This is a genomic window from Bacillus sp. 3a, from assembly GCF_017161885.1.
In the GTDB taxonomy this organism is placed as follows: Bacteria; Bacillota; Bacilli; order Bacillales; family Bacillaceae; genus Bacillus; species Bacillus safensis.
This window is the reverse complement of the sequence record NZ_CP067376.1, coordinates 2,410,199-2,433,931: the sequence shown is the minus strand read 5'-3', so window position 1 is coordinate 2,433,931 and position 23,733 is coordinate 2,410,199. Positions and strand designations below refer to the sequence as shown.

The window sequence follows — 23,733 nt, the reverse complement described above, 5'->3', positions numbered from 1 at the left end:
AAATAAGAATATTCTCTCATTTACTCCAATATGAAACAATCGTATGATTTTTGATATAGGACATAAAGGAGGAATATGATGAAAAAGGTGAAAATGTTACTCCCTTCTCTTCTCGTTTTTGGTGCTTTAAGTGTGCCTAGTTTTGCCCATGCCGCATCGGATTCAGTACTAACGTCTGATTATGACATGGTGACTTCTGATGGTAAAGTGATTTCTTCAAGTGATTTCCACAATGATACGAAAGCCCCCTCATCCTTTGACAAAGTGGATGATCTTTCTTCTACTGTTGGCGAAAAAGTAAAACCACTATCAAAATATTTAAAAGATTTTCAAACGAAAGTCGTCATTGGAGACGATGGTAGAACCAAAGTAGCTAATACAAGAGTGGCACCATACAATTCGATTGCTTATATTACATTTGGCGGCTCAAGCTGTACGGGAACACTCATTGCTCCTAACAAAATTTTGACAAACGGACACTGCGTGTACAATACAGCATCGAGAAGCTATAGTGAGAAAGGGACTGTATATCCTGGTATGAATGATAGTACTGCGGTGAACGGTTCTGCAAAAATGACGGAATTCTATGTGCCAAACGGGTATATTAATACTGGTGCAAGCCAATATGATTTTGCCGTGATTAAAACCGATACGAACATTGGCAATACGGTCGGCTACCGATCTATCCGCCAGGTGACAAACTTGACTGGGACAACCATTAAAATCTCAGGATATCCTGGTGATAAAATGAGATCGACTGGCAAGGTGTCACAGTGGGAGATGTCGGGTCCTGTGACGAGAGAAGATACGAATCTAGCGTACTATACGATTGATACATTCAGCGGAAATTCAGGTTCTGCCATGCTGGATCAGAACCAGCAAATCGTTGGAGTTCATAACGCTGGGTATTCAAACGGAACGATAAATGGCGGTCCAAAAGCGACAGCTGCCTTTGTTGAGTTTATAAACTATGCGAAAGCGCAATAAAAAATAGAGCATTCAGCTTGTTTCCTTAACAGGGGACAGGCTTCTTTTATCGTTAAATACAGAAAAGTTTCTTTTTTTGTTCATCACTATTTCATATTTAAAAGCTATGCTGAATGAAATAAATGAAAAAGAAAGAAGAGATATTAGTGATAAATAAAAAAATAGATATGATCTTGTTGTTGATTTTACTTATTGCAGCATTTCTCTACACCTATCAAATTTGGCAGAATGACAGTGCCAATCAATATTATTTAGCTGCAGTCAAAAGTATGTCCAAAAGCTTCCATCACTTTTTTTATGCCTCATTTGATGCAACTGGCTTCGTATCAATTGATAAACCCCCCGTCGTTTTATGGATTCAAACCATCAGTGCACTTATTTTTGGTTTTCATACATGGAGTGTGATATTGCCGCAGGCACTTGCTGGAGTGGGGTCTGTTCTTCTTCTTTATCTCATGATAAAACCGGCTTTCGGTCAAGGTGCTGCAAGGGTGTCAGCGGCCGTTATGGCTCTCACGCCAATTGCCGCAGCTGTGAGCAGAACGAACAATATAGACAGTATGCTTGTCTTTACATTACTTGCGGGTACGCATTTCTTAATGCTTGCTGTAAAAAGCGGAAAGATGCGCTGGCTTCTTATTGCCTTCGCTTTGGTAGCGGTAGGATTTAATATGAAGATGCTGCAAGCGTTTATGGTCGTTCCAGCATTTATTTTCTACTATTTTATTGCTGCTCGCGTACCGTTAAAAAAGAAAATTTTCTCTCTCCTATGCTCTTTGGTCGTATTAGTCTGCTTATCTCTATCGTGGGCAGTTTCTGTAGATATGACATCTGAAAGTGAGCGCCCTTATGTGGGAAGCAGCCAAACAAATTCAGTGTTAGAACTTGCCTTTGGTTATAACGGCACGGAACGGCTGCTTGGACAGACGACAGGGAAATCCTTTGGTGACATGAACCAGCAAGCAGGTATGGTGATGCCAGACAATTCGGGATTAGGCGATTCGTCAGAGGATCAGTCAAATAGAAATCAGCCGCCTCCATCCCAAAATCAAGTGACGCCACCTCAGCATGGTCCAGGTGGAGGTTCCCCGCCTGGAAGGGCTGTAGGTCAACAAAGCATGAATATGTATGGCACTGGGAATCCCGGCGTATTTCGTTTATTTCAATCTGCATTGTCAGGTCAAATCAGCTGGATGCTGCCGTTTGCTTTGTTTGGGCTTTTAGGGATGATCATCAGCTGGTGGAAGGAGAGAAAAACGCAATTAAATGAATGGAAACAAACGATGTTTTGGGCAGCATGGCTGATTCCTGCTGCCGGATTCTTTAGTATTGCGGGTTTCTTTCACCATTACTATCTCATTATGCTTGCCGCGCCCATTGCAGCACTATGCGGCATAGGAGCTAAGAAGATGGGAGAGTTATTTACGGTAAACAAAGGAGTATCTGCGTATTTGCTTCCAGCAGCAATCGCTGTTACAGCTATCTTCCAAGGGTATATTTTGAGTAACTATACGAGTCAAATCAGTAGTATTTGGATGTATGCCATTGCTATTGCAGGGATGATTATCGCCATCCTATTGCTTATGTACAGAGAAAAACATTTGATTATGAAACGGCTACTCATCACTGCTTTGACAACGCTATTACTGATTCCAGGTTTCTGGTCCGCCACCCCAATAATATATGGAGGAAATGCTGTACTTCCAGAGGCAGGTGTCCAGCTCTCTAGTTCATCAGGAGGGAACATGTTTACATCTAGTGTCGATCAAGGGTTACTCACTTATTTAAAGGCTCATCAAACAGGAGAAACGTATTTATTTGCGACACTTACGACTGTTACCGCAGCGCCATATATCATTGATGAAGATGAGAATGTCATGGCCTTAGGCGGTTTTAATGGGACAGATCCTATTCTGACTGTCAACAAATTAAAAACACTTATTCAACAAGGGAAAGTGAAATACTTTTTATTACCAGACAATCAGTCATCAGCTAACAGCGAATTGGTTAGCTGGATCAAATCACATGGTACAGTGATCTCATCAGAAGAATATAAGGATCAATCCTCATCAGTTGAAGAGGGGAAGCCGTCCGAAATGAAAAGCATGTCTTCACAAAATGAAACATTATATAGAGTAGATGAAATATCCTAAATAGAACAAGGCGAATTGAAGAGATCATTCGCTTTTTCTGATGGATTAGTTGCTAGGCAGATTTCAGCTCATGTTTTCTCATGTCATCACTCAGCCGCTCATACATTAAAAATGACTCATTTCCTTCAAGTCAACTTTATTTCATAAGAAATTTGTGGAGGGCACGAGCTTTTGAAGATGAGAAAAGGCTGGATCGCTGCTGTCGCCTTATGTTTTGTGATATGGATGGGCACGTTGTTAGGTGGATTTGGAGAGAAGCAGGCAGCAAAAGGGGCTGATCGATATGATCATGTCGTTCAATTTCCAAAGGAAAGGTACCCTGAAACAGGCAGTCATATTCAAGAAGCCATTCGAAAAGGGCATTCAGATGTGTGTACCATTGACCGAAATGGAGCAGATGCCCGCAGGCAAGAATCATTAAAAGGAATTCCGACAAAACCTGGCTTTGACCGGGATGAATGGCCAATGGCAGTTTGTCTTGAGGGAGGAAAAGGCGCAAGCGTACAATATGTCAGTCCATCTGATAATAGGGGAGCAGGCTCATGGGTCGGGCATCAAATCAGCGGGTTTCCTGATGGGAAAAGAATATTATTCATTGTGAAATAAATCGGAAAGAGTCTCCCTAGAGCGGGGGGCTCTTTTGTTTATCATCAGAGCCTATTCGAGCTAGCAGGGTCAAAAGATTCAGTGGTACAATCAATCTATAAGGTACAAAGACTGACAAGAAGAAAATGTGAAGGGACATTTGCTTATGGATAAGAACCGTGCATTATACGATTTTTTTATGCAGCATGCAGAGAAGCTGACTGAAACATGGTATGAATCAATTGAGGACGATGATCCAGAATCCATATATCGTTCAACAGATTCCAGCATCATAGCAGAGCTAAAACGGCAGAATCAAGATTATTACCAGCATTTTATACGAGCTATTATTGAAGATAAGACGTATTTACATACTGAATTTAAAAAATGGTCTGAGGACTTAGCCAGCGACCCAAAGCATTTAAATACACCATTAGATTATGTCGTGAGAGAATACATGTCCAATCAAAGAGTGGTTCTGCATTACTTAAAAGAATTTATCAAACAGCGTCAAGATGAAATTGATATTGACCGCATCTTTTATTGGTATGATTTAATTTCCGAAGCGTTTAATATTTCAATCCATGTGTTTATCCAGCAATATGTGAAAAATACAACCGAAAAACTCGTGGCTCAGAGAGATATGATTTATGAATTGAGCTCACCGGTAATTGTCTTAAAAAGCCAGATTGCGTTATTGCCATTAGTAGGTGACATTGACACAGCGAGAGCAAAGATTATTTTAGAAAATACGCTAAAACAGTGCTCACAAAAAAGTGTTCAGCATTTATGTATTGATTTATCGGGTGTTGTCATGATTGATACAATGGTGGCTCATCAAATCTTTGATCTTGTCACGTCACTTCGGTTAATTGGAGTAGAGACGACCATTTCAGGGATTAGACCAGAAATTGCCCAAACAGCAGTGCAGCTCGGGCTTCCTTTTAATGAATTTCGCACGGCATCATCACTTGCTCACGCGCTGGACCGTATGACTGAATTTTCTTCAATATAAAAACCAGGCCGATGAAAGGCCTGGTTTTTATATTTAGATGACAGCGTCAATTTGTGTGACTTTCCAATTTTTTTGTACTTTTTCGTACGTAACAGTTCGTTTTACTTTGCGTCCATCAAGTGTTGGGACGGTAAATTCATATGTGCGGACCGTTTGTTTTTTAGAAACAAGTTTAGGTGTGGCTTTTTCCCAATTGAGCATGTTGTCTCCATCACCGACTGGAACAGCCATTTTGCCTTTATGAACAATGAACTGATAATCTTTTAAACCATGTTTGATGGCATCTTGAGTGAAAACTTGAGATAGGTAGCTGTTTAATTTTTTCTTTGTATCAAATGTTTTAGAAAGATAGTTGTACGTCATATCTTTATAGGTAAATGATTTTAATTTGACATTAGAATGGTCTTTAATTTTGTAGCCTGACATTGCACTCCAAAAATGTTCTCTTGCATCAAGGGCAATATGTAACGCTTCTTTATTTGTCAAAGCGGCTGATTTCTTGGAAGCGGCCAATGTTGTTGTTTGTAATGAGATCATAAGCATAATAGCAGTTAATAAAACAAATAATTTTTTCAAGGCGATTGCCTCCTTTTCTCAATGAAAACTTCTTATGTTACAAATGTTACAATAATTACAGAGATATTACAAGTATTAAATCTAAATGTTTTTTATTTCTTTTGTTTCTAATTATATAACGTTTGAGGGAGACAAAAAGTTTTCATTTTTTTATTTTTCTTCTTAATCATTATTTAACCGTTCTAAAGAAGAACGAAACGTCTTTTGGAAAAATTTCTATTTAGACATTTAACACTCTTTTTTATTTATGACATATACTGTCGTGATGAATGTCTAAGGAAAGTGGTGTTTATTATGTATCATCCGTATGAAGGTGTGTGGAATGGGTACTCATATGATAGGCAGATGCAAGGATTTCCATCTATTGGTATTCCTTCGGGTGGAGGGTTTCCTGGGTTTCCAATCGGAGGAGGAGGTACTTTACCAGGGCAAGGTTCAGGCGGACACTCAGCACCGCCAGCACCGCCGCAGCATATCATTTCGCAGTATCAGCAAGCACTCTCTCATCCTCAAAGTATGCAGTCGTTTATATCTGGGCAAGGTGTAGGCGGAGGCCATCAAACTGTACAATTTGCAGCAGGATGTAATAGAAGATGGACAATTGTGCTTTTGAGAAACGGCCAAGTATTTTTAATGTTCGTTCTTTCCTCACAGCCTTTTGGCCGAACAACTGGCTTTATATGGCCGAACTTTACATTTGGTTCCTTCCCAAGCTCAAGTATTCTTGCCTATTCTTGTGCATAAGAAAAAGCCGGTTCTCATCAGCAGCTGATGAATACCGGCTTTTTTTAATGAATATTTCGAAATACGCCAATCACTTTACCTAGTATACTCACATTCTGTAAAATAATCGGTTCCATTGATGGATTTTCTGGCTGTAATCTAAAGTGTGTATCTTCTTTATAAAAACGTTTCACTGTCGCTTCATCTTCCTCTGTCATGGCGACCACAATATCTCCATTGTTAGCAGTGCTTTGCTGACGCACAATGACATAGTCCTTGTCCAAAATACCTGCATCAATCATACTTTCTCCCATAATTTCAAGCATAAACACTTGTTCGTCTGGTGCAGCAAATGTCTCTGGAAGAGGGAAGTATTCTTCTACATTCTCAACAGCTGTGATAGGAAGGCCTGCCGTTACTTTTCCGATGACTGGAACGTTCATTACAGCACTCTTCGGAATATTCATTTCCTCTTCATCTAGTACTTCGATCGCTCTAGGTTTTGTCGGGTCTCTTCTAATTAAGCCCTTTGTTTCTAGTCTAGCTAAATGTCCATGGACCGTTGAACTGGATGCTAGACCGACAGCTTCTCCAATTTCACGGACGGATGGGGGATAACCCTTGCTTTTTACTTCATCTTTGATGAATTTCAGGATATCGAGTTGTCTTTTTGATAGCTTCGTCATCTTTTGCACCTCAAAACGTCAATTTTAAAGAAATTATAGCATGTTTTTCCTAACAGTACAAACATAGGTTCGAAAAAACGTTTGACAGAAACATTTGTTCGTATTTATAATGAGAGACAGAAAGAGCGAACACATATTCTATTAGGAGAGATGACATTATGAGGTTAAAAGAATCTATTATTTTTATTGGGGTATTCTCATTCATCGTTGGCATATTTCTCTCACTTATTGCAGTCACAAGCCATAATGATTCAAATCAGTATGTTAAAATAGAGGTTCAATCAGGTGATACTCTTTGGGGGTTAGCTGATCAAGTAAATGACAGCAAATCAATCGACAAAAATGCATTTATTGACTGGGTAACAGAACACAATGATCTTGCTTCAACTGAAATCCAGCCTGGCGACATTCTTGTCATACCCGTCAAAAAAGAGCATCCAGTCGTATATCAACTTGCAACAGTACAGTAGAAAGGTCGATTTTAGACATGAACGCAATCATTTATGCGAGAGTAAGCACTGTGAAAGAAGAGCAGGAAACCTCGCTGAAAAGACAAGAAGAAGAACTGCTGGCTTTAGCTGCCATGCACAAGATGAATGTGGTCAAAGTCATCACAGAAAAAGCAAGTGGATACGATCTAGATCGTGATGGTGTGTTTGAAATGCTTGCTGCACTGAAGGAAGAGTCAATCGATGCCGTTCTTATCCAAGATGAAACACGTCTTGGAAGAGGACAAGCAAAAATTGCGCTTCTTCATTGTCTATTTAAAGAGAACGTAAAGGTATACAGCGTGTTTCATAGAGGAGAGCTTGAGCTTTCAGAAGCAGATGAAATGGTCATCGAGATTGTAGGAGTCGTCGAAGAGTACCAACGGAAAATTCATAACCTGAAAATCAAGCGGGGGATGAAAAGGGCTGTTGAGCGCGGATATCAGCCTGAACTGAATTTAAGGCAGCAGGACCATGCACCTGGCCGTGAGCGTATTGAAGTACCGATTTCAGAAATTGTTCGATTAAGAAAAAACAACATGACGTTCGCCGAAATTGCCGCAACTCTTCAGGCATTAGGTTTTGACATTTCAAAAGCAACGGTGCATAGAAGGTATCAGGAATATGAAAAAAGCTTTACCACCTAAAGCGTGATTTGTTGTCAAAATGATTGATATTTAGTAGTATGTAGAGAAAATGCTTTAAAGGAGTTTGTCATGATTTCTAAAGAACAGCTTGCAAGAATAAATGAGCTTTCAAAAAAGTCGAAAGAGGCCGGTTTATCAGACGCTGAAAAAACAGAACAAAAGCAGTTGAGAGAAGAGTATTTGAAAGCTTTTCGTTCTTCTATGAAAAATACACTTAAAACTGTTAAAATCGTTGACCCTGAAGGAAACGATGTTACACCAGAAAAATTAAAAAGAGAAAAAGATCAGAACCTTCATTAAGGCTGTGAGATTTCTTGAATTTTGAAAAGATGGGAAGAATATTCTCGTCTTTTTTCATATTTGCATAACTTTTTAGGTGATCGATAAACTAAATGTGACAAAATCCTTCTTTTTCAGCGTGAAATAGTTGTGAAAAAAGGACAGTAGATTTATGATAATGGTGTACACAAGATACGGAAGGGGATTTATATGGAAACGATTGAATTGAAATCTATTGCAACAATACGTACTCTCTCCATAGACGCAATTGAAAAAGCGAATTCCGGTCACCCAGGAATGCCGATGGGGGCTGCACCAATGGCGTACGCTTTATGGACGAATCACTTAAACGTAAGTCCGCAAAATCCAAATTGGTTTAACAGAGACCGCTTTGTTTTATCTGCGGGCCATGGTTCTATGCTTCTATACAGCATGCTTCATTTAAGCGGATACAATCTGAGCATTGACGATTTAAAGCAATTCCGCCAATGGGGAAGCAAAACACCTGGACATCCTGAATTTGGACACACAGAAGGCGTAGACGCGACAACGGGTCCACTAGGCCAGGGAATTGCTATGGCAGTAGGAATGGCACTTGCAGAAAGACATCTTGCGGAAACGTATAACAAAGACAACTTTCATGTTGTAGACCACTATACATACAGCATTTGCGGAGATGGAGACTTAATGGAGGGAATTTCCTCTGAAGCAGCTTCACTTGCTGGTCATTTAGGCTTAGGCCGCTTAATCGTTCTTTACGATTCAAATGACATTTCTTTAGATGGCGACTTAGATCGTTCCTTCTCTGAAAATGTGAAGAATCGTTTTGAAGCGATGAACTGGGAAGTTCTGTACGTGAAAGACGGCAACAACATCGAAGAAGTAACAGCTGCTATTGAAAAGGCGAAGCAAAGCACAGACAGACCTACATTAATCGAAGTGAAAACAACGATCGGTTTCGGATCGCCAAACCGTGCGGGAACGTCTGGTGTGCATGGTGCACCGCTTGGCAGCGAGGAAGCAAAGCTGACGAAGGAAGCTTACTCTTGGACGTTTGAAGAAGATTTCCATGTACCTTCTGAAGTGTACGATCATTTTAAAGAAGCTGTCAAAGACGCTGGACAGAAAAAAGAAGCAGCGTGGAATGAACTGTTTGCGCAATACGAAAAAGAATATCCAGAGCTGGCAGCACAGCTGAAGCTTGCGATTGAAGGAAAGCTTCCTGAAAATTGGGATCAAGAGGTTCCTGTTTATGAAGCAGGTTCAAGCCTTGCCTCCCGCGCATCTTCAGGCGAAGTGTTAAATGGCATTGCGAAGCAAGTACCTTTCTTTATTGGTGGGTCTGCTGACCTTGCTGGATCAAATAAAACAACGATTAAAAACACGGATGATTTCGGTAAAAATAATTATGCCGGCAAAAACATTTGGTTCGGTGTCAGAGAGTTTGCAATGGGTGCAGCGCTCAATGGTATGGCACTTCACGGCGGTCTTCGTGTATTCGGCGGAACGTTCTTTGTTTTCTCAGATTACTTAAGACCAGCAATTCGTCTTGCTGCCTTAATGGGACTTCCAGTCACTTACGTCTTTACTCATGATAGTATCGCTGTTGGTGAAGATGGTCCGACGCATGAACCGGTTGAACAGCTTGCTTCACTGCGTGCGATGCCTAACCTTTCCGTTATCCGCCCAGCAGATGGAAATGAAACAGCTGCAGCGTGGAAACTAGCTGTATCTTCAACTGATAAACCGACAGCACTAGTTCTTACTCGTCAAAACCTTCCAACGATTGACCAGGCACCAGAGAAGGCATATGAGGGAGTAGAAAAAGGTGGATACGTTGTGGTTGAAGCAGCTGATGCACAGCCAGAAGCACTTCTTCTCGCTTCAGGATCTGAGGTTGGTTTAGCCATTGAAGCACAAAAAGCACTTGAAAAAGAAGGTATCCGCGCATCTGTTGTCAGCCTTCCTGCATGGGATCGCTTCGATCAGCAGTCAGACGAATACAAAGAATCTGTTCTTCCTAAAGCAGTACGTGCACGTATTGCGATTGAAATGGGTGCTTCACTTGGCTGGGAGCGTTACACTGGCCTTGATGGTGACGTGATTGCAATTGATAAATTTGGCGCTTCTGCACCAGGAGAAACCATTATCGAGAAATACGGATTTACTGTCAGCAATGTAGTCAGCCGTGTGAAAGCGAAGCTGAATAAATAAACGAACTCCAAGCATCATGCTTTTTTGCTATCTGTTTGCAGAGCATTTTCATCCGCTCTGCAAACTTTTTTCTTTTTTCTTGTTTTTTTGACAAAACTAGTTTCTTCTTGCTTCATATATAGACAATTCTTTCTTTCACATTTTTGTATAATACAAGCAATAAATGAGATTGACGAAATGTGAAAGGAAGGGATAGACATGGAACGCCATTATTATATTTATTGGATTGAGGATGAATTTGCGCATCACTATTTTGGCAGAGAATCGATTTTGTTTCATTTGTTTGAATCATTACACTGGACGAACCGCACTGACGATGAGTTGGTTATGCTTGTGAAGCAAGTGGATTATGTGACGAAACGAATCCCTGCTTTTCATATGCACCAGCGTCTAATGAATAACTTAACGAACATTCACTATACACAAATAGGCTCGATTTACAGCGCTTCCTTACCAGATGGAAAAGGAACTGCAGCATTTATTATTAAAGACCGGTATATTCAAATGTCTGCCACTGGCAGTTATGAGGCAGAAGCGGTGTTTTTTGAAGTGCTGAGAAAAATCAGCCCTTGTTTTCTTGCGATGGACTTTAGTTCAAAGAAACACGGATGGCTCAATCCAGTAAAAGTGAGGAATTTTGTTTAAAAAAATAAAATTGAACGTGAAATGTTGTATAATAGCCTTTTGTTTAGTACACTTTATACGAGACAACATGAAGGAGGAAGAATTATGGATTTATGGGTTGTCATCCTTGTAGGCGTTGTTGCACTGCTTGCAGGAGTTGCACTCGGATTCTTTATTGCTCGTAAGTATATGATGAGCTATTTGAAAAAGAATCCACCGATTAATGAACAAATGCTTCGAATGATGATGATGCAAATGGGCATGAAACCGTCCCAGAAGAAAATCAATCAAATGATGAAAGCCATGAACAACCAAGCGAAATAATACGTACGATATTATGATCATAGATGGAACATGGTTTTAAAGAATGGACAAGCGTTGTCCTTTCTTTATTCAATTCACCTTCATCAGACGCTTAAAACCACTGTACTTGCATGAATGAAGCAGGGAAGGTGGTTTTTATTATGGCGTCAAGAGCATGTGAAAAACAAAAAACCCCTATGTCAGAGGTTTTTGTTTCGTTTATGGTCACACATATCAACTGTTCTAAAAATGGTGCGGCATGTTTGATATCATGAAGTATGATTAGTTGGCTGAGTTTGAGTGTAAGTGTCGTTGATATTGTAAGAGGAGATGATCTAGCTGCTGGCTATGTTCGATGGTCACTGTTGATGTCATCCCATTATGCAAGACAACTTTCATCAGCTCTTCTCTTTTTTCTTCGATTTGAGTTAATAATGATGTTTTTACCAAAGTCATGTTCCTTTCATGCAAATCTTGATAAAAAGAATCGATTCTATTATATCCATTTTAAGGTTTATTTTCAAATTTAAAGGATTCATTATCTTGATGTCAAATTAAATTATATAAGGTTTTAAGAGAATAGACCATCTTTATTGAGGTGATGTAAAAAAAATGAAATGATTTTGTCATCTCTTATTGTATATTGTAAGAAGGGGGGGTGTTCTTTTGACAGATTTGAATTACTTTTTAGCATTTGGAGCAGGATTTCTTTCTTTTATTTCACCGTGCTGTCTGCCGCTTTATCCAGCTTTTTTATCGTATATTACGGGCGTTAGTATAGATGAAGTGAAATCCGAGAAGGTGATGCTGAGAAGAAGAAGTCTGCTTCATACTTTATTCTTTTTAGTTGGGTTCTCTATTATATTTATTGCGATTGGCTTTGGGACATCGTTTGTCGGGAAGTTTTTCAATGATTATCATCAAGCGATTCGTCAAATTGGAGCCATCCTCATTATTTTCTTTGGTTTTATGACTCTTGGTGTATTCAAGCCCTCTTTCCTTATGGGCGAAAAGAGAATCCAGTTCAAAAACCGTCCTGCTGGTTTTTTTGGATCCATTCTCATCGGAATGGGCTTTGCCGCTGGATGGACACCTTGTACAGGACCTATTTTATCCGCTGTCATCACACTGGCGAGTAACAATCCTGAGTCGGCTGTCATGTATATGATTGCGTATATATTGGGCTTTGCCGTCCCGTTTTTTATTCTCTCCTTTTTCATTACGAAAATGGCGTGGATCAGAAAACGTCAGCAGCTCATCATGCGAATTGGCGGAATCATTATGATTGTGGTAGGGATTTTGCTGTTCTTTGATCTTCTCACATGGATTATCATCATGTTCTCATCATTGTTTGGCGGCTTTACAGGCTTTTGAAATCGTTTTCTACAGTCGCGGCGAATGGTTTTTTTTCGTCAATTGGAGTATATTATACATAGGCTGACCTTAAAGAATAAAGGAATGATTTGATATGATGATCTTGATCTCTTCTATAATTGCGGTATGTATGGCGGTGGCCGTCATGTTTATTCGCATTAAGTCATCTGCAAAACCTGCAACTGCGAAAAAAATTATTTTACCTCCTATATTCATGAGCACTGGCGCATTGATGTTTTTTGTTCCTATGTTTCGGGTAACTGGAGCTGAATTTCTAGAAGCGATCACAGTGGGGATGTTTTTCTCTATATTTTTAATTAAAACATCGAAGTTTGAAATTAGAGGCAATGACATTTACTTAAAGCGGTCAAAAGCATTTGTGTTTATTCTCATTGGACTTCTTGTCCTTCGTATCGGAATGAAGACCATCCTAAGTTCTTCTATTGATTATGGCTCATTAAGCGGGATGTTTTGGATTCTTGCCTTTGGCATGATCGTACCTTGGCGGGTTGCTATGTATTTGTCGTTTAGAAAGCTGTCTAAACAATTAGATCCGCAGCAAATTCAAATGAATTAAACCTCCTTTTAATAAAGGAGGTTATTTTAATAACGATTCATATGGCGAGTGATCAATGTTTTTTTCTTGAAGGCGCTTCAATAAAAATTTATGATCCCGCTTTGGTGTAGCCATAATGTAGCCGCGAATGATTAAGTCTACATTAATACTGGCAGCCTGTTCTTTTAATGCCAGCTCACCAATTTTACCCGCAATTTTTTCTTTGGCAACATCTCTAAACAGCTCTGGAACAGGTAATACGAGTTCATTTAACAGCTGTTTGTCCTCATCCCGCCATAGGTGAAGGCTCTTTTGAATATATTCATCCTGCCAATCAAGCTCTGATTTCCCATCTTCCTTTGGCAATCGTTTTAAAAATTTACGAAACATAAAAAAGCCACCGATTGCGAGTAATCCGATCATCACTGTACCCCAAAATAAAATGAACCACAAAAACCAGCCGCTTAACATGTTCTCACTCCTTATACCCCTTATCTCTCTATTTTATATTACATGAAGAGAGGATAGAAGAAAATAACAAAAATGTATATCTATTTTCTCTATAAACGCCCTTTTTCATTGATAGCCGCCCATTTACTAGAATGACCCAAACCAATTAGTAGAAAAAGAATACTTTATCATATAGCGACTCTACTATTTGGCCATGGTGGTTCGCAAAAGGTATTGACTTGAAACGAACGGGAAGAGAGCCCACCTATATAAAGGTGGGCTCTTAATGTTTGAAGTGCGGGATTTGAAAGGAAAATGCACCGTTTGGATGGTCGGAACATTTTTTAATTTTTATCGATATGATTCGGTTTTCATAATCTGTTTCAATGTCTTTGTCGTTTAAATAAAAAGGGAGCATCACGCTTTTTTCAATTGGCTGTTCGCCTTCACCATTTGGATGTTGTACTGTGTAAGTCAACGTCAGCTCATGTCCAGCGAAGGTCAGCTTTACATCAGTGATCGATAAGGTGGAGACATCAATTTCGATAATATAATCACGGCTTGTTTCATAAAGATCAATTGGGAGGTGTTCATCATACCAGGCAAATGGATCATCCATTAAAACATTAAGCCAATCATCTATTTCAATAAAATCAGAGGAATTCGATTGCTTTTCATTCTCCATAAACACTCCTCCATCACATCTCATAATAAATCATATGATGAAAATGGAAATGTGTGAAAGACCTAAAACATCCCGTGTGGTCACGGGATGAGAGGGGGATCATTACATATCATGATGAGAATTGTGCTTTTGTCTTGTATGGTTGCGGTTTTTCACTTTTTTACTGCCTGATAACGGCTCAGGCTGACCGCCTTGATGTTCCTTAGGAGAGTTTTGACGGATGTCTTTCCCTGTGTTTTTATTCGTCATGATGTTTGGCTCCTTCTTATTGATTCTTTTTACGTTTTTTATTGTTTTGCCTTTGTTCTTCTGTTAAAACGAGCTGATCATCTTCCGTATAGCCTGCGCCATTACCCTGGCTTTTGGCTGCGTTCATGCCATTAATGACATGATTAGCTTTGCGTTTTGTCATGTTCTATCACCTCATTTGTAGTATGAGCCCGCCCCGCTTCGTTTATGAAGAGTAATCATTTCCTAATGATAAGTTAAACTTATTGAATTTAATAAAAGCATTGTTATTTACTTATGTATGAATTTGTTTTAAGATGAAATTGTGAGAAAATTGTGGTGAAATACGACGATTTTTCTGAGAATTGAAATTGATCTTGATCATCAAAAGGGGGATTTTGGACATGTCGAAACAGCAGCAAGTCGCTAAACAAGACGCTTTTCAATCTAGAAAAACGTTTTCGACAAATGGGAAAACGTATCACTATTATTCGTTAGAAGCACTAGAGAAACAAGGAATCGGAAATGTTTCTAAGCTGCCTTATTCCATTAAGGTACTTTTAGAATCAGTGCTTCGCCAAGTAGACGGTAGAGTGATCAAGAAGGAACACGTTGAAAACTTGGCAAAATGGGGAACTGCCGAGGTAAAAGAAATTGATGTTCCGTTTAAACCTTCTCGTGTTATTTTACAAGACTTCACGGGTGTACCAGCAGTCGTTGACCTTGCTTCTTTAAGAAAAGCAATGGCAGATGTAGGCGGGGACCCGGATAAAATCAACCCTGAAATTCCAGTTGACCTTGTGATTGACCACTCAGTACAAGTTGATAAAGCTGGAACTGAAGATGCATTAAACATTAACATGGATTTAGAGTTCGAACGTAACGCAGAGCGTTATAACTTCCTTAGCTGGGCAAAGAAAGCGTTTAATAACTATCAAGCTGTCCCGCCTGCAACAGGAATTGTTCACCAAGTGAACTTAGAGTATCTTGCAAGTGTTGTTCATGCGATTGAAGAAGATGGCGAGATCATCACTTACCCAGATACATTAGTTGGAACTGACTCTCATACAACGATGATTAACGGTATCGGTGTACTTGGATGGGGCGTTGGCGGTATCGAAGCGGAAGCTGGTATGCTTGGTCAGCCTTCATACTTCCCAGTACCAGAAGTGATTGGTGCTAAATTAGTTGGAGAGCTTCCAAACGGAACAACTGCAACTGACCTTGCATTAAAAGTCACACAAGTCCTTCGTGAAAAAGGCGTAGTGAACAAGTTCGTTGAGTTCTTCGGACCTGGTGTTGCACAATTGCCGTTAGCAGATCGTGCAACAATTGCGAACATGGCGCCAGAATACGGTGCTACTTGCGGATTCTTCCCAGTAGATGAAGAAGCGCTTGCTTACCTGCGCCTTACTGGACGTGATGAAGAGCAAATTAATATCGTTGAAGAATATTCTCGTGCAAATGGCTTATTCTATACGCCAGATGCAGAAGAACCAATTTTTACTGATGTTGTGGAAATTGATCTTTCTAAAATTGAGTCAAACTTATCTGGTCCTAAACGTCCACAAGATTTGATTCCACTTTCTCAAATGAAAGAGACGTTCCATAAACACATCGAAAGCCCAGCTGGTAACCAAGGGTTTGGCTTAGATAAATCAGAGCTTGATAAACAAATCGAATTTGATCTTGCAAACGGTGAAAAAGCTGTGATGAAGACAGGTGCGATTGCGATTGCAGCGATTACGAGCTGTACGAATACATCGAACCCGTACGTGTTAATCGGAGCAGGTCTTGTTGCGAAGAAAGCAAGTGAGCTTGGTATGAAAGTGCCGAACTATGTGAAAACGTCACTAGCGCCGGGTTCTAAAGTTGTAACAGGGTACCTTGTGAATTCGGGACTTCTTCCATATTTAAAAGACCTTGGATTTAACATTGTTGGATATGGCTGTACAACATGTATCGGAAACTCCGGACCGCTTGAGAAAGAAATTGAAGATGCAGTCTCTGAAAATGATCTGCTGATCACTTCTGTTTTATCAGGTAACCGTAACTTTGAAGGTCGTATTCACCCGCTTGTGAAAGGGAACTACCTTGCATCTCCACCATTAGTTGTGGCTTATGCACTTGCTGGTACGGTGAATATTGATTTAACAAAAGATCCTATCGGTGTCGATAAAAATGGCGAGAACGTTTATTTCAATGACATTTGGCCATCAATGGATGAAATCAACAGCGTCGTTAAGAGCACTGTCACACCTGAGCTATTCCGTTCAGAGTATGAAACTGTTTTTGACAACAATGACCGCTGGAATGAAATTAAAACGACGGATGATGCATTGTATAAATGGGATGAAGATTCCACATACATTGCAAACCCGCCATTCTTTGAAAACCTATCAGTTGAACCTGGTAAAGTTGAACCGCTTAAAGGCTTGCGCGTCGTTGCGAAGTTCGGTGACTCTGTCACAACTGACCATATTTCTCCTGCTGGAGCGATTGGTAAGGACACACCGGCGGGCAAATACTTGCAAGAAAGAGGCGTATCGCCTAGAGACTTTAACTCATATGGATCTCGCCGTGGTAACCACCATGTCATGATGAGAGGTACTTTTGCAAACATCCGTATTAAGAACCAAATTGCACCAGGAACAGAAGGCGGTTATACAACTTACTGGCCAACTGGTGAAGTGACATCGATTTATGATGCATGCATGCGTTATAAAGAGGATGGAACAGGTCTTGCGATCTTAGCAGGTAAAGACTACGGAATGGGTTCTTCACGTGACTGGGCTGCTAAAGGAACAAACCTTCTTGGAATTAAATTTGTTCTAGCTGAAAGCTTTGAGCGTATCCACAGAAGTAACCTTGTCTTCATGGGCGTACTTCCTCTGCAGTTTAAAGATGGAGAAAGTGCAGAAACTCATGGTCTAACAGGAACAGAAACATTTGAAGTTCATGTTGACGAAACAGTTCGTCCACGTGATCTCGTGACTGTGAAAGCAATTGACACAGATGGAAACGAGAAAACGTTTGAAGTGGTGGTTCGCTTTGACAGTGAAGTCGAAATTGACTACTATCGTCATGGCGGTATCCTTCAAATGGTACTTCGCGAAAAATTGGCAAGCAACTAATACAGCAAAGAAGAGAAGGCGATCCAACAGCTTTCTCTTCTTTTTTAAAATAGTGGAGGATCAATCATGTGGAAAAAAGGAATGGCAAGCGCTGTTTTACTTGTGTTGATTGGTTTACTTGCGTGGAATTTATTTGGGCCAAAAGAGCCCGCAATCGGTCTTGAAAAAGGGGATCAAGCCCCTGATTTTGAACTGAAAACCCTTGACGGCAAAACCGCCTCGTTATCTGATTACCGAGGGAAAAAGGTGCTCGTCAATTTCTGGGCGACATGGTGTAAGCCGTGCAGGACGGAAATGCCGGATCTAGACGCGATTAGGAGCGAAAATGACCAAGTTGAAGTACTAGCGGTGAATTTAACGACCACTGAAAAGAGTGTGGATCATGTGGCAGCATTCACAAAAGAATTAAAGGTGAGCTTTCCTGTTTTATTGGACCAAAAAGGCATTCAAGCAAGATATCAGGTGCTTTCATACCCAACGACATACATATTAGATGAAAAAGGACGCATCATGTCTGTGAAGCATCAAATGCTGACAAAAAAAGAAATTGAAAAAGAGCTGGATCTATAATGATTCAGCTCTTTTGCTTATTTTCTAAATGTTTTGGCGAAAATGTAATCATACATATATGGAGGTGAGTGGAATGAGAAGAAGAAAACGACGCACATTTGAAGAGCTTGTGCTTGAAAATAAAAAAGAATTATTAAGCAATGAGGAATTTTTAAACCAGCTTGAAGAAAAGTTGGAAGAGCGATTTAGACAGAAATAAGTTATGAATTATCCGTTTTCGTTCATCCTAAAGAAGAGGGAGGGATGAATAATGGGTAGAGAGCATGATAAACAAGCGCAGTTTACACCAGACCATTTAGGGACAAAACCTGTAGCATACAAACGGAATAAAGGTAAAAAGATGCATAATAAATCAAATGAACAGCCTGATGTGATACAGACGAAGGGCGAATAAGGAGGGGAATCATCATGAATAACGAGTCCTATCAATCCAATCCAGATGATCGTTCTGATAATGTTGAAAAGCTGCAAGATATGATCGAGAACACACTTGACAATATCGATGAATCTGAAGCAGCGATGTCCGTTTCAACAGAGACAGAAAAGCAAATGATCAAACAAAAAAACGAAAACCGCAAAATGAGTATTGACGCGATGCGTTCTGAGATCAAGGACGAAGAAGCGGCAAGAAAGAATGGCTATACCGAATAAACCAGGGATTCCTGGTTTATTTTATTGCCTCTTTTTAGAAGAACCATTTGGAATGTGGTAAAATGGCAGAGACAGACCTTAGGTTTTGATAGGAGAGCGATGAAAACGTGTATGTATCCAAAAAAGAAATAGAAGTCCGTTATGCAGAAACAGATCAAATGGGCATCGTGTATCATGCCAATTATTTAATTTGGATGGAAGTCGGCAGAACAGCATTGATTAAAGAATTAGGGTTTTCCTATGCGCAGCTAGAAGCAGATGGTGCTCTTGCACCTGTGATAGACTTGCAGGTTCAATATAAAAAACCTTTGCTGTATGGTGAAACAGCAACCGTTCATACATGGATTGAAGAATATAATGGTGTCAAAACGGTGTATGGCTATGAAATTCAAAAACCTGATGGACAAACAGCGATTACAGGGACAACCACACATATATGTGTGGATAAAGACACCTTTAGACCTATTCAATTTAGAAAAGCCTTTCCTGCCTGGCATAAAGTATATGAACAGTCGAAGAAGCAGGTTTAATTTATGGCTTTTGGTATTAAACGAAGCGATTTAAACGCTTGGAAATCAGCTGTCCAGCAAGGAAAAGTTGCTTTTTTAACACACTACTGGCTCGATGACCGTTTTCCAAATGCCAATACTGTCACAAAAGCAGCCTGTCAGGATATGAAGCGGTTAGTTGAGTGGGGAGAAAGACATGGACTAAAAAAAGAATGGATTCATGACCGCGCAGGGTTTCCTCATTTTGACTTGATCGGTGAGCGGCAAAAAAGAATTCTGCAAAAGGAACGATCTTTAGGGAACATTCAGGAGTATGGGCTGTATATTGAAGTGTAAAACAAAAAAGATACCCGAGGGATGAGGTATCTTTTTTGTTTATTCATAATGAAATTCTGGTTCTTTCACGGACTCGTTATAATCAATATGCAGATCATGGTTGTCAAAGTACCAAATATCACTTTCCTCAATAAAGAAAGTAATACCTTCTATTTCAGCGGTTGCGCCGGCATTTTGAGGTTCATCTTTTGCGACGCCGAGAGAAAAGCCTTTTTGTACATTACTGCACCCGCCATATCTCACAAAAAAGCGAACTTGATCACCTTTTTCTAAATCTAATTCATCCTTGTACCAATTGAGTGCATCTTCTTTTATCGTTAATTTCAATGTGATCGCCCCTTTTTGAAGTCATGCTGTTTTTAAAATGCAGGATGCAAAAACAGCTTTTCTTTACTTTTACCACATATTTAAATGGATGAAACGGCTAGAGCCATTTGATTTTCGGTTCAGTTTTGTTGAGAATTCGTTTGAGGTTGGCGATGTGTCTGTAGATCACAAAGCCAGCAAGAACGGCAACAACAATGATTAAGAATAGGTCTTTGGTGAATATGCTGTAAATGAATGTATAGATCCCGGTCAGCATAGATGATAGTGAAACATATTTACTAATGTATAAAAATAAGAAAAAAGCAGCGATCATCGTGATAAATAGGAATGGGGCATAAAATAGCAGCACACCGCCTGATGTAGCGACTGCTTTTCCCCCTTTAAATTTTGCAAAGACAGGAAAGCTGTGACCGATAACAGCAGCAACTCCTGCTAATAAGGGATGGATGTCCAGCTGCATGAAAAACGGTAAAGCTGAAGCAAGCGTCCCTTTTAGGATATCAGCAGTAATCACAATAGACCCTGCTTTTACGCCAAGTGTACGAAATGCATTCGTCGCACCTAGGTTTCCGCTGCCATGTTCACGAATATCGATACCCTTTGCAGCTTTCCCGACAATGAGACCGGATGGAATACTGCCGAGAAGATAAGCCAAAATAAACATCAAAGCAATTAACATCTGCATAACTCCTTTATATTCTCCCTCTTGTCTTACATTTTAACATGATCTTGTGAAAAACATGGGGAACTTTTTTTGAAAAAATCGAAAGCAGATGGATTCGGCTTTGTTTTTAAGCAGAAATTCGCTAAAATGGAGGAAAAGGAGTGTCTTGATGAACAATCCTACGAAAGAAGAAATCGGCCGTATATTAAAAAGCAGTAAACGAATTGCTGTTGTTGGATTATCAGATCAGCCGCACCGGACGTCTTATATGGTGTCTAAGGCGATGCAGGATGCCGGGTATGAGATGATCCCAGTGAATCCAACGATCGATGAAGCACTCGGTGTGAAAGCAGTCGCTTCTTTAAAAGATATAAAAGAGCCTGTTGATATCGTCAATGTCTTTAGACGTTCAGAGTTTTTACCAGAGGTGGCAGAAGAGTTTCTCGAAATAGACGCACCTGTTTTTTGGGCGCAGCAAGGCATATATCACGAAGAAGCGAAAAGGCTGATTGAGGAAAATGGCAAGGTCGCCATCATGGATTTATGTATCAAGGTGGCTCATGCGATGACAAAAACTCATTAAATCGTCAAAAATCCTTGGTTTTTCAAGGATTTTTGCTTTTTTGTTGCAGAAATATATTTGCGATTCTGAAAGAAAGCGATAAAATAAGGCGACAGGGACATATCGGCGGCCTTGCATATCGAGAAAAAGAGCGATAAGATCAATATGGAACATTTGTTCTGTTTTGCTAAAACCATCATATGATTGCATTTGGCTTATGAAACAGTCTTGTTTATAATGGACTTCTAGTTCTGATTGCAGAATGTAGAATGATTCTCATAGCTGTGCAAAAGAGCATGTATTGGTGAATGACACATGCATGATGATGATGCAGCTTATTAAAGTGGACAGTAATGAGCAGCATGATCATCATTAAAATCTAGAGAGATCATTTGATGATTAGCCGGTTATGTTTGTTAGTGAAAGGGGATTAAGCATTTGGTTAAAAAGCAGCAAGTAGATTATAACGATGATTCTATTCAGGTGCTAGAGGGGCTTGAAGCGGTCCGTAAACGTCCAGGGATGTATATTGGATCTACGGATTCGCGCGGTCTTCATCACCTTGTCTATGAGATTGTAGACAACTCTGTCGATGAAGTGCTCGCTGGCCATGGAGATCATATCATTGTCAAAATACATAAAGATAACAGCATTTCCGTCCAAGATAAAGGGCGTGGAATGCCTACTGGTATGCATAAGCTTGGAAAACCGACACCCGAGATCATTTTAACGGTCCTGCACGCAGGCGGAAAATTTGGTCAAGGCGGATATAAAACAAGTGGTGGACTTCACGGAGTTGGGGCATCTGTTGTGAACGCGCTGTCAGAATGGCTCACTGTCACAATTGAACGTGACGGATTTATTTATCATCAGCGCTTTGAAAACGGCGGTAAACCTGTCACATCACTCGAAAAAATCGGAAAATCGAAAAAAACGGGGACACTGATTCATTTTAAGCCGGACCCTACCATGTTCAGTGTTACGACCTATAATTTCGATACATTATCAGAGCGTTTAAGAGAATCTGCCTTTTTATTAAAAGGGTTAAAAATAGAGCTGATCGATGAACGGCATGATGTACAAGAAACGTTTTATTATGAGACAGGCATTGAAGCCTTTGTTGCTTATTTAAATGAAGAAAAAGATGTTCTGAGTGAAGTCGTCTCATTTGAAGGAGAGCATCAGTCCATTGAAGTAGATTTTGCTTTTCAATTTAATGATGGCTATTCGGAAAATATCCTTTCCTTCGTTAATAACGTCAGAACAAAAGATGGCGGAACACATGAGTCTGGTGCCAAAACGGCCATGACGAGAGCCTTTAACGAATATGCTCGCAAAGTCGCTCTTTTAAAAGAAAAAGACAAAAATTTAGAAGGTACTGATATTCGCGAAGGACTGTCTGCTATTATTTCTGTCAGAATTCCTGAAGAACTGCTTCAATTTGAAGGGCAGACAAAAGGAAAGCTTGGGACAAGTGAGGCACGTTCAGCTGTTGATGCTGTCATTTCTGAAAAACTTGCGTATTTCCTTGAAGAAAACCGGGAAACAGCCACTCTTCTCGTGAAAAAAGCGATTAAAGCGCAGCAGGCAAGAGAGGCTGCTAGAAAAGCCCGTGAAGAAGCAAGGAGCGGCAAGAAACGGAAAAAGTCTGAAGCCACGCTGAGCGGAAAATTAACACCTGCCCAATCTAGAAACCCAGCAAGAAACGAACTATACCTAGTAGAGGGTGACTCAGCGGGCGGGTCAGCAAAACAGGGGCGCGACCGTAAATTCCAGGCGGTGCTACCGCTGCGCGGAAAGGTCATCAATACAGAAAAAGCAAAGCTTGCTGATATTTTCAAAAACGAAGAAATCAACACCATTATTCATGCAATTGGTGGAGGCGTCGGTGTCGATTTTAATGTAGAAGACATCAATTATGACAAAATCGTGATCATGACAGATGCGGATACGGATGGAGCGCATATTCAAGTGCTTCTCTTAACATTCTTCTACCGCTATATGAAGCCGCTGATTGAGCATGGCAAAGTGTTTATTGCACTCCCGCCTTTATATAAAGTCAGCAAAGGCTCAGGGAAAAAAGAAATCATTGAGTACGCATGGTCTGATGAAGAAATGGATGACGTATTGAAGAAAGTTGGAAAAGGGTACACGATTCAGCGCTACAAAGGGTTAGGTGAAATGAATGCCGACCAGCTATGGGAAACGACAATGAATCCAGAATCGAGAACACTTGTCAGGGTCAAAATTGATGATGCTGCACGTGTGGAACGCCGCGTCACAACTCTAATGGGTGACAAAGTAGAACCACGCCGTAAATGGATTGAAAAGAATGTCGCCTTTGGACTTGATGAGGAAAGCAACATTCTTGAAAATGAAAACTTGTCGCTAGCTGAGGAGGTTTAAA

32 protein-coding genes are annotated in these 23,733 nt (G+C 40.2%); 23 read left to right on the top strand and 9 right to left on the bottom strand.

All coding sequences use genetic code 11. The annotated features are described in order from the left end of the window. The first annotated feature begins 78 nt into the window (after nt 1-78). The 4 genes from JJ692_RS12400 to JJ692_RS12385 all read left to right on the top strand — a co-directional run bounded on the left by JJ692_RS12400 (nt 79) and on the right by JJ692_RS12385 (nt 4,740). On the top strand, nt 79-987 hold the full coding sequence (locus JJ692_RS12400; RefSeq protein ID WP_103132495.1) for a trypsin-like serine peptidase: 909 nt from the start codon (nt 79-81) through the stop codon (nt 985-987). 146 nt (nt 988-1,133) lie between these two features. Beyond that, the gene (locus tag JJ692_RS12395; protein ID WP_103132511.1) at nt 1,134-3,140 is read left to right on the top strand and encodes a glycosyltransferase family 39 protein; all 2,007 of its coding nucleotides are present in this window, start codon (nt 1,134-1,136) and stop codon (nt 3,138-3,140) included. 225 nt (nt 3,141-3,365) lie between these two features. Then, on the top strand, nt 3,366-3,746 hold the full coding sequence (locus JJ692_RS12390) for a NucA/NucB deoxyribonuclease domain-containing protein (protein ID WP_044335941.1): 381 nt from the start codon (nt 3,366-3,368) through the stop codon (nt 3,744-3,746). Between the two features lie 145 nt (nt 3,747-3,891). After that, the gene (locus JJ692_RS12385; RefSeq protein ID WP_103132493.1) at nt 3,892-4,740 is read left to right on the top strand and encodes an STAS domain-containing protein; all 849 of its coding nucleotides are present in this window, start codon (nt 3,892-3,894) and stop codon (nt 4,738-4,740) included. Between the two features lie 33 nt (nt 4,741-4,773). On the opposite strand, the gene JJ692_RS12380 is transcribed toward JJ692_RS12385, so the two are convergent. Then, nucleotides 4,774-5,316 carry an IseA DL-endopeptidase inhibitor family protein gene (locus JJ692_RS12380; protein WP_041109224.1) on the bottom strand — a complete coding sequence of 181 codons (543 nt, stop codon included), beginning with the start codon at nt 5,314-5,316 and terminating at the stop codon, nt 4,774-4,776. Between the two features lie 294 nt (nt 5,317-5,610). On the opposite strand from JJ692_RS12380, the gene JJ692_RS12375 reads away from it, so the two are divergent. After that, nucleotides 5,611-6,060: a hypothetical protein gene (locus JJ692_RS12375; protein WP_073205718.1), complete on the top strand. Its 450-nt coding sequence runs from the start codon at nt 5,611-5,613 to the stop codon at nt 6,058-6,060. Between the two features lie 44 nt (nt 6,061-6,104). Here the strand turns inward: JJ692_RS12375 and lexA are convergent, their stop codons facing one another. After that, on the bottom strand, nt 6,105-6,725 hold the full coding sequence (gene lexA / locus JJ692_RS12370) for a transcriptional repressor LexA (protein WP_024425129.1): 621 nt from the start codon (nt 6,723-6,725) through the stop codon (nt 6,105-6,107). Between the two features lie 158 nt (nt 6,726-6,883). Between lexA and yneA the strand changes: the two genes are divergently transcribed. The 6 genes from yneA (at nt 6,884) to JJ692_RS12340 (ending at nt 11,301) form a co-directional block, all read left to right on the top strand. Further along, nucleotides 6,884-7,195 (top strand): cell division suppressor protein YneA, encoded by a 312-nt coding sequence (gene yneA, locus JJ692_RS12365; RefSeq protein ID WP_024425130.1) that lies wholly within the window; start codon nt 6,884-6,886, stop codon nt 7,193-7,195. Between the two features lie 17 nt (nt 7,196-7,212). Then, a complete protein-coding gene (locus tag JJ692_RS12360; RefSeq protein ID WP_206533829.1) occupies nt 7,213-7,860 on the top strand; it encodes a YneB family resolvase-like protein in 648 nt (215 codons plus the stop codon). A gap of 69 nt (nt 7,861-7,929) precedes the next feature. Continuing rightward, nucleotides 7,930-8,160, top strand: coding sequence for a DUF896 domain-containing protein (locus JJ692_RS12355; RefSeq protein WP_206533828.1), 231 nt, complete (start codon nt 7,930-7,932; stop codon nt 8,158-8,160). Nucleotides 8,161-8,349: 189 nt separating this feature from the next. Beyond that, nucleotides 8,350-10,353 carry a transketolase gene (gene tkt, locus JJ692_RS12350; protein WP_024425133.1) on the top strand — a complete coding sequence of 668 codons (2,004 nt, stop codon included), beginning with the start codon at nt 8,350-8,352 and terminating at the stop codon, nt 10,351-10,353. 198 nt (nt 10,354-10,551) lie between these two features. Next, nucleotides 10,552-10,998 carry a sporulation inhibitor of replication protein SirA gene (gene sirA, locus JJ692_RS12345; RefSeq protein WP_024425134.1) on the top strand — a complete coding sequence of 149 codons (447 nt, stop codon included), beginning with the start codon at nt 10,552-10,554 and terminating at the stop codon, nt 10,996-10,998. A gap of 84 nt (nt 10,999-11,082) precedes the next feature. Next, nucleotides 11,083-11,301, top strand: a complete 219-nt coding sequence (locus JJ692_RS12340; protein WP_003212379.1) for a YneF family protein — start codon at nt 11,083-11,085, stop codon at nt 11,299-11,301. A gap of 261 nt (nt 11,302-11,562) precedes the next feature. Here JJ692_RS12340 and JJ692_RS12335 read toward each other — a convergent pair whose 3' ends face one another. Further along, nucleotides 11,563-11,736 (bottom strand): aspartyl-phosphate phosphatase Spo0E family protein, encoded by a 174-nt coding sequence (locus JJ692_RS12335; protein ID WP_369810454.1) that lies wholly within the window; start codon nt 11,734-11,736, stop codon nt 11,563-11,565. Between the two features lie 210 nt (nt 11,737-11,946). Here JJ692_RS12335 and JJ692_RS12330 point away from each other — a divergent pair, with 210 nt between their 5' ends. After that, entirely contained in the window at nt 11,947-12,654 is a 708-nt protein-coding gene (locus JJ692_RS12330) for a cytochrome c biogenesis CcdA family protein (protein WP_024425135.1), read from the top strand. Nucleotides 12,655-12,748: 94 nt separating this feature from the next. Then, the gene (locus tag JJ692_RS12325; RefSeq protein ID WP_024425136.1) at nt 12,749-13,231 is read left to right on the top strand and encodes a CcdC family protein; all 483 of its coding nucleotides are present in this window, start codon (nt 12,749-12,751) and stop codon (nt 13,229-13,231) included. 21 nt (nt 13,232-13,252) lie between these two features. Here the strand turns inward: JJ692_RS12325 and JJ692_RS12320 are convergent, their stop codons facing one another. The 4 genes from JJ692_RS12320 to sspO form a co-directional block, all read right to left on the bottom strand. Then, nucleotides 13,253-13,681 carry a DUF2621 domain-containing protein gene (locus tag JJ692_RS12320; protein WP_206533827.1) on the bottom strand — a complete coding sequence of 143 codons (429 nt, stop codon included), beginning with the start codon at nt 13,679-13,681 and terminating at the stop codon, nt 13,253-13,255. Between the two features lie 262 nt (nt 13,682-13,943). Next, nucleotides 13,944-14,345, bottom strand: a complete 402-nt coding sequence (locus JJ692_RS12315; RefSeq protein WP_024425138.1) for an Hsp20/alpha crystallin family protein — start codon at nt 14,343-14,345, stop codon at nt 13,944-13,946. Between the two features lie 102 nt (nt 14,346-14,447). Next, nucleotides 14,448-14,594 carry a small acid-soluble spore protein P gene (locus JJ692_RS12310; RefSeq protein ID WP_003211331.1) on the bottom strand — a complete coding sequence of 49 codons (147 nt, stop codon included), beginning with the start codon at nt 14,592-14,594 and terminating at the stop codon, nt 14,448-14,450. A gap of 16 nt (nt 14,595-14,610) precedes the next feature. Continuing rightward, nucleotides 14,611-14,757: a small acid-soluble spore protein SspO gene (gene sspO, locus JJ692_RS12305; RefSeq protein ID WP_034283440.1), complete on the bottom strand. Its 147-nt coding sequence runs from the start codon at nt 14,755-14,757 to the stop codon at nt 14,611-14,613. Between the two features lie 220 nt (nt 14,758-14,977). Between sspO and acnA the strand changes: the two genes are divergently transcribed. The 7 genes from acnA (at nt 14,978) to JJ692_RS12270 (ending at nt 19,773) form a co-directional block, all read left to right on the top strand. After that, nucleotides 14,978-17,707 carry an aconitate hydratase AcnA gene (acnA, locus tag JJ692_RS12300; protein ID WP_172881695.1) on the top strand — a complete coding sequence of 910 codons (2,730 nt, stop codon included), beginning with the start codon at nt 14,978-14,980 and terminating at the stop codon, nt 17,705-17,707. Nucleotides 17,708-17,773: 66 nt separating this feature from the next. Next, nucleotides 17,774-18,277, top strand: coding sequence for a TlpA family protein disulfide reductase (locus JJ692_RS12295; protein WP_024425141.1), 504 nt, complete (start codon nt 17,774-17,776; stop codon nt 18,275-18,277). Between the two features lie 73 nt (nt 18,278-18,350). Next, nucleotides 18,351-18,476: an FbpB family small basic protein gene (locus tag JJ692_RS12290; protein ID WP_003211002.1), complete on the top strand. Its 126-nt coding sequence runs from the start codon at nt 18,351-18,353 to the stop codon at nt 18,474-18,476. A gap of 51 nt (nt 18,477-18,527) precedes the next feature. Continuing rightward, entirely contained in the window at nt 18,528-18,671 is a 144-nt protein-coding gene (locus JJ692_RS12285) for an acid-soluble spore protein N (RefSeq protein WP_008357830.1), read from the top strand. 14 nt (nt 18,672-18,685) lie between these two features. After that, nucleotides 18,686-18,928 (top strand): small acid-soluble spore protein Tlp, encoded by a 243-nt coding sequence (gene tlp, locus JJ692_RS12280; protein ID WP_024427090.1) that lies wholly within the window; start codon nt 18,686-18,688, stop codon nt 18,926-18,928. A gap of 107 nt (nt 18,929-19,035) precedes the next feature. Further along, complete coding sequence (locus JJ692_RS12275; protein WP_206533826.1) at nt 19,036-19,458, top strand: acyl-CoA thioesterase; 423 nt, start codon at nt 19,036-19,038, stop codon at nt 19,456-19,458. Nucleotides 19,459-19,461: 3 nt separating this feature from the next. Then, nucleotides 19,462-19,773 (top strand): hypothetical protein, encoded by a 312-nt coding sequence (locus JJ692_RS12270; protein WP_122631357.1) that lies wholly within the window; start codon nt 19,462-19,464, stop codon nt 19,771-19,773. Between the two features lie 39 nt (nt 19,774-19,812). Here JJ692_RS12270 and JJ692_RS12265 read toward each other — a convergent pair whose 3' ends face one another. Together JJ692_RS12265 and plsY are read right to left on the bottom strand one after the other, a co-directional pair. Beyond that, complete coding sequence (locus JJ692_RS12265; RefSeq protein WP_024425145.1) at nt 19,813-20,100, bottom strand: HesB/YadR/YfhF family protein; 288 nt, start codon at nt 20,098-20,100, stop codon at nt 19,813-19,815. A 97-nt stretch (nt 20,101-20,197) separates the two neighbouring features. Beyond that, a complete protein-coding gene (gene plsY / locus JJ692_RS12260) occupies nt 20,198-20,779 on the bottom strand; it encodes a glycerol-3-phosphate 1-O-acyltransferase PlsY (RefSeq protein WP_024425146.1) in 582 nt (193 codons plus the stop codon). Nucleotides 20,780-20,854: 75 nt separating this feature from the next. Here plsY and JJ692_RS19170 point away from each other — a divergent pair, with 75 nt between their 5' ends. From JJ692_RS19170 to parE, 3 genes are all read left to right on the top strand, one after another. Continuing rightward, complete coding sequence (locus JJ692_RS19170; protein WP_254966706.1) at nt 20,855-20,983, top strand: hypothetical protein; 129 nt, start codon at nt 20,855-20,857, stop codon at nt 20,981-20,983. Then, complete coding sequence (locus JJ692_RS12255; protein ID WP_024425147.1) at nt 20,934-21,347, top strand: CoA-binding protein; 414 nt, start codon at nt 20,934-20,936, stop codon at nt 21,345-21,347. Before JJ692_RS19170 ends, JJ692_RS12255 begins: the two co-directional genes overlap by 50 nt. A 417-nt stretch (nt 21,348-21,764) precedes the next feature. Further along, nucleotides 21,765-23,732: a DNA topoisomerase IV subunit B gene (parE, locus tag JJ692_RS12250; protein ID WP_024425148.1), complete on the top strand. Its 1,968-nt coding sequence runs from the start codon at nt 21,765-21,767 to the stop codon at nt 23,730-23,732. The last annotated feature ends 1 nt before the right edge of the window (nt 23,733 follow it).